The organism is Actinotalea sp. C106, from assembly GCF_023630195.1.
In the GTDB taxonomy this organism is placed as follows: domain Bacteria; phylum Actinomycetota; class Actinomycetes; order Actinomycetales; family Cellulomonadaceae; genus Actinotalea.
Map to the genome: position 1 here is coordinate 1 of NZ_JALPKN010000227.1, position 5,168 is coordinate 5,168.

Sequence of the window (5,168 nt, forward strand, 5' to 3'; positions counted from 1 at the left end):
CCGACTTGATTCTGCCCCGTTCAGACGGGCTGGGCCGTCAGGCCGCGCCCGAGCCGGCGCAGCCGGGCGCAGAACGGCCGCAGGGCCCGGTCGTGGAGACCGGGCCCTGCGGGACCTGCGTGACGCTGACGCGCCGGGGACTGCTCAGCCGCGACGCGGGAAGGCGCTCGCGCCGGCGTAGCGCGCGGCGTCGTCGAGCTCCTCCTCGATGCGGAGCAGCTGGTTGTACTTGTTGATGCGCTCGCCACGGGCGGGGGCACCGGTCTTGATCTGGCCCGAGTTGGTCGCGACGGCCAGGTCGGCGATCGTGACGTCCTCGGTCTCGCCCGAGCGGTGCGAGACCATCGCGGTGAAGCCGGCCCGCTGGGCCATGGCCACGGCGTCGAGAGTCTCGGACAGGGTGCCGATCTGGTTGAGCTTGACCAGCAGCGAGTTGGCGGACTTCTCCTTGATGCCCCGCGCGAGGCGCTCGGGGTTGGTCACGAAGAGGTCGTCACCGACGATCTGCACGCGGTCGCCGACGCTCGCGACGAGCCCGGCCCAGTCGGCCCAGGCGTCCTCGTCGAGCGGGTCCTCGATCGAGACCAGCGGGTAGTCCGCGACGAGCTTCTCGTAGAAGGCGATCATGTCCGCGGGCGTGGTGGCCTTGCCCTCGAACTGGTAGGCGCCCTCGGAGTAGAACTCCGTCGCGGCGACGTCCAGGGCCAGCGCGACGTCGGTGCCCGGGGTGAAGCCGGCCTTCTCGATCGCGACGAGGATCAGGTCCAGCGCGTCGCGGTTGCTCGGCAGGTTGGGGGCGAAGCCACCCTCGTCACCCAGGCCGGTGGCCAGGCCCTTGCTCTTCAGCACGGACTTGAGGGAGTGGTAGACCTCGGCGCCGGTGCGCAGGGCCTCGCGGAAGGTGGTGGCACCGATGGGCGCGACCATGAACTCCTGGATGTCGACGTTGGAGTCGGCGTGCGACCCACCGTTGAGGATGTTCATCATCGGCACGGGCAGCACGTGCGCGTTGGGCCCGCCGACGTAGCGGAACAGGGGCAGGTCGGCCGAGTCGGCAGCGGCCTTGGCCACGGCGAGCGAGACGCCGAGGATGGCGTTGGCGCCGAGCTTGCCCTTGTTGGGCGTGCCGTCGAGGTCGATCAGGGCCTGGTCGACCAGGCGCTGCTCGGTGGCCTCGAAGCCGATGAGCTCGGGGGCGATCTCGTCCATGACGGCGTTGACGGCGTCCTGGACGCCCTTGCCGAGGTAGCGACCCTTGTCGCCGTCACGGCGCTCGACGGCCTCGAACGCACCGGTCGAGGCACCCGAGGGCACACCGGCCCGAGCGATGGTGCCGTCGTCGAGGGCGACCTCGACCTCCACGGTGGGGTTGCCGCGCGAGTCAAGGATCTCGCGGGCGCCTACGGCCTCGATCGTGGCCATGGAAGCTCCTTCGGACGAACGGTTGGGTTGTTCCGGGCCGACCGGCTGCTGGACGTCGCCCAGCGGCCGGGAACCCCGTGCCGCCGGTCTTCGTCAACCGGCCGGGTTCCACAGTAGTGCGATGTCCAGAGCCGCGGGCGGGACGTTCGACGGGTGGCGCAGCGAACAGCACCCGTCCTTCTCCTGAACGGCAACCAGGCTGTCCCTGCCCGAGCCCCTGGCGGGCCCCCCTCGCCGGTCACCGACGTCCCCCCGGCGCGGGTGTCGGACCGCCCCCCACGCAGGCAACGCGGATCGTCGGGGTCGATCAGGGTCGCGTGGTGACCCCGATCGGCCCCGACGTGCCGCCAGCCCGACGGCGGATGGACAGCGGGGTCGATCAGGGTCGCATGGTGACCCCGATCGGCCCCGACACCGCGGGAGGGCTCAGGGACCGCCGCGAGGACGCCGGCGCGACGGCGGCCGGCGGCTCAGTGGACGGGGACCGCGGCGGCCGCGAGGGCCTGGGTGATCTGCTCGACCTGGTCCTTGGCGTCACCGAAGAGCATCGCGGTGTTCTCGCGGAAGAACAGCGGGTTCTGCACCCCGGCGTACCCCGTGGCCATCGAGCGCTTGAACACGACCACCTCGCGCGCCTTCCACACCTCGAGCACCGGCATGCCGGCGATCGGCGAGCCCGGGTCGTCGAGGGCCGCCGGGTTGACGGTGTCGTTGGCACCGATGACGAGCACGACGTCGGTCTCGGCGAGGTCGTCGTTGATCTCGTCCATCTCCAGGACGATGTCGTAGGGCACCTTGGCCTCGGCCAGCAGCACGTTCATGTGCCCGGGCAGCCGCCCCGCGACGGGGTGGACGCCGAAGCGCACGTCGACCCCGGCCGCCCGCAGCTTGGCCACGAGCTCGGCCACCGGGTACTGGGCCTTGGCCACCGCCATGCCGTACCCCGGGGTGATGACCACGGTCCGCGCCGAGGCGAGGGACTCGGCGACCTCGACCGCCGTCGTCTCGCGGTGCTCGCCCTGCTCACCGCTCGACGTCGAGACCGTGCCGCCCTCGGCACCGAAGCCGCCGAGGATCACCGAGACGAAGGACCGGTTCATCGCCCGGCACATGATGTAGGACAGGATCGCGCCCGAGGAGCCGACCAGCGCACCGGTCACGATGAGCAGGTCGTTGCCGAGCATGAACCCCGCGGCGGCCGCGGCCCAGCCCGAGTACGAGTTGAGCATCGAGACGACGACGGGCATGTCCCCGCCCCCGATCGACGCCACCAGGTGCCAGCCGACCAGCAGGGCGATGACGGTCATGACGACCAGCGGCACCAGCGCGTTCTGCGCGACGAACCAGGCCATGAGGCCCAGGGAGGCCACGATGCCGACCAGGTTGAGCAGGTGCCGGCGGGGCAGCATGAGCGGCGAGGAGGACATCTTCGCCGAGAGCTTGAGGTAGGCCACGACCGACCCGGTGAAGGTGATCGCCCCGATGAAGACGCCGAGGAAGACCTCGACCTGGTGCACCGTGTCCGGGGCCGCCGTCAGGTAGGAGTTGAAGCCCACCAGCACCGCGGCGAGCCCGACGAAGCTGTGCAGGATCGCGATGAGCTCGGGCATCTGCGTCATCTCGACGCTGCGGGCCCGCCACACGCCGACGCTGGCACCGATCGCGAAGACCAGGGCGATCAGCACGGCGGTCACCAGCAGCGACCGCTCGGCGTTCTCGAGGGCCAGCACGACGGTGGCGGCGAGAGCCAGCACCATGCCGATCATCCCGAGGAGGTTGCCACGGCGGGCCGAGGCCTGGGTGGACAGGCCCGCGAGGCTGAGGATGAACAGGACCGCCGCGACGAGGTACACGGCCTGCACGAGGGAGGTGAGCACGTCAGGTGTCCTTCCGGAACATGCCGAGCATCCGGTACGTGACCAGGAACCCGCCGAAGATGTTGACGCTCGCGACGGAGGCCGCCACGAACGCGATGGTCGACACCACGAGGTTGGCCGAGCCGATCTGCAGCAGCGCGCCGACCAGGATGATCCCCGAGATGGCGTTGGTCTGGGCCATCAGCGGGGTGTGCAGCGAGTGGGTCACGTTGAAGATCACGTAGTACCCGATGATCACCGCGAGGCCGAAGACGGTGAGGTGCTGCTGGGTCTCGGCCGGGGAGACCGTGAGCAGCAGCATCGCCAGCACGGCCCCGAGGCCTGCGGTCACCGTGCGCCGGGTCCGACGACGGCGGGCGGCCTCCTGGGCGATCCGGGCCTGCTCGGCCGGGTCGACCTGGGGCGCGGCCTCCTGCGTGGGGGCCGGGGCTGCCGAGACCTGCACCGGCGGCGGGGGCCAGAGCACCTCGCCCGCGCTGACCACCGTCATGCCGCGCTGGACGGGGTCGGTCAGGTCGAGGGTCAGCTCGCCGTTGCGCTCGGGGGTCAGCAGGGCCATGAGGTGCACGATGTTGGTGCCGAAGAGCTGCGAGGTGTGCCGGGGCAGGCGGCTGGTCAGGTCCGTCCAGCCGAGGACGACCACACCGTTCTCGCTGACGACCCGCTCCCCCGGCACGGTGAGCTCGCAGTTGCCGCCCCCCGAGGCCGCGAGGTCCACGATCACGCTGCCGGGGCGCATCGCGGCAACCATGGCCGCCGTGATGGTGGTGGGGGCGGTGCCGCGGACCAGGGCCGTGGTGATGACGACGTCGGCCTGGGCGGTCTCCTGGGCGTACATCTGCTCGGTGAGCCGCTGCTGCTCGGCGGTGAGCTCCCCGGCGTACCCGTCGGCGCTGACCTCCTGCTGGGCGGCGGCAGCCTGGACGAACTGCGCGCCCATCGACTCGATCTGCTCGCCGACCTCGGGCCGCACGTCGAAGGCCCGGACCTGGGCGCCGAGGCTGCCGGCGGCGCCGATCGCCGCCAGCCCCGCGACCCCGGCCCCGATGACGAAGACCTTGGCCGGTGGGGTCTTGCCCGCCGCCGTGACCTGGCCGGTGAACATGCCACCGAACTCCTCGGCCGCCTCGATCACCGCCCGGTACCCGGCGACGTTCGACAGGGTGCTCAGCACGTCGATGGACTGCGCGCGAGAGATCCGCGGCACGGCGTCCAGCGCGAGGGCCGTCAGCCCGCCGGCGGCCAGCGCCTCGACCCGCTCGGGGTGGGCCGCGGGCGCCATCATCGAGATGAGGGTGGTGCCGGGGGCGAGGGCCGCGACACGCTCGGCAGGGGCGGCGTCGATGGTGGTGACGACGTCAGCCCCCCACGCCGAGGTCGCGTCGACCACGGTCGCCCCGGCCTCGGCGTAGGCCTGGTCGGGATAGCTCGCCGCAGCGCCGGCGCCGGTCTGCACGACGACGTCGTAGCCCAGCTTGCGCAGCTGGGTGACGGTCGCGGGGGTGGCGGCGACGAGCCGCTCGCCCGGGCGGGACTCCCGGGGCACACCGATCTTCATCAGGTCTCTCCTCGTTGATCGCGCCGGGGCCAGGAACCCGGTGCACGCTTAGACGGTAGTCCTGGAAAGCGCTTTCTAGGAGGACGTAGGTCTCAGTCCACGGGCTGGACACCTGCAGCCGACCGGCTCCTTCGCCGAGGCGGCGCGACCGAGCACGGACGGCACCCGCGCGCCCCGGCCCCTCGGGCGGCTCAGGCCTGCTCGGCCTGACGCAGACGGTCCTCGAGCTGGCGGACCGCCCGTCGCAGGGCCCCTTCGGCGTCGAGCCCGCGCTCGTGGGCCTCGGCGGCCAGGGCCAGGATCCAAATCGG

At 71.8% G+C, this 5,168-nt stretch carries 3 protein-coding genes; all 3 read right to left on the reverse strand.

Features of this window, described 5'->3' with window-relative positions; all coding sequences use genetic code 11:
- Window positions 1–144: 144 nt before the first annotated feature.
- The 3 genes from eno to L0B03_RS13565 all read right to left on the reverse strand — a co-directional run bounded on the left by eno (window position 145) and on the right by L0B03_RS13565 (window position 4,857).
- The gene (gene eno, locus L0B03_RS13555; RefSeq protein WP_250446639.1) at window positions 145–1,422 is read right to left on the reverse strand and encodes a phosphopyruvate hydratase; all 1,278 of its coding nucleotides are present in this window, start codon (window positions 1,420–1,422) and stop codon (window positions 145–147) included.
- A 470-nt stretch (window positions 1,423–1,892) separates the two neighbouring features.
- A complete protein-coding gene (pntB, locus tag L0B03_RS13560) occupies window positions 1,893–3,299 on the reverse strand; it encodes a Re/Si-specific NAD(P)(+) transhydrogenase subunit beta (RefSeq protein ID WP_250446641.1) in 1,407 nt (468 codons plus the stop codon).
- A gap of 1 nt (window position 3,300) precedes the next feature.
- Window positions 3,301–4,857: a Re/Si-specific NAD(P)(+) transhydrogenase subunit alpha gene (locus tag L0B03_RS13565; RefSeq protein WP_250446643.1), complete on the reverse strand. Its 1,557-nt coding sequence runs from the start codon at window positions 4,855–4,857 to the stop codon at window positions 3,301–3,303.
- Window positions 4,858–5,168 lie beyond the last annotated feature (311 nt).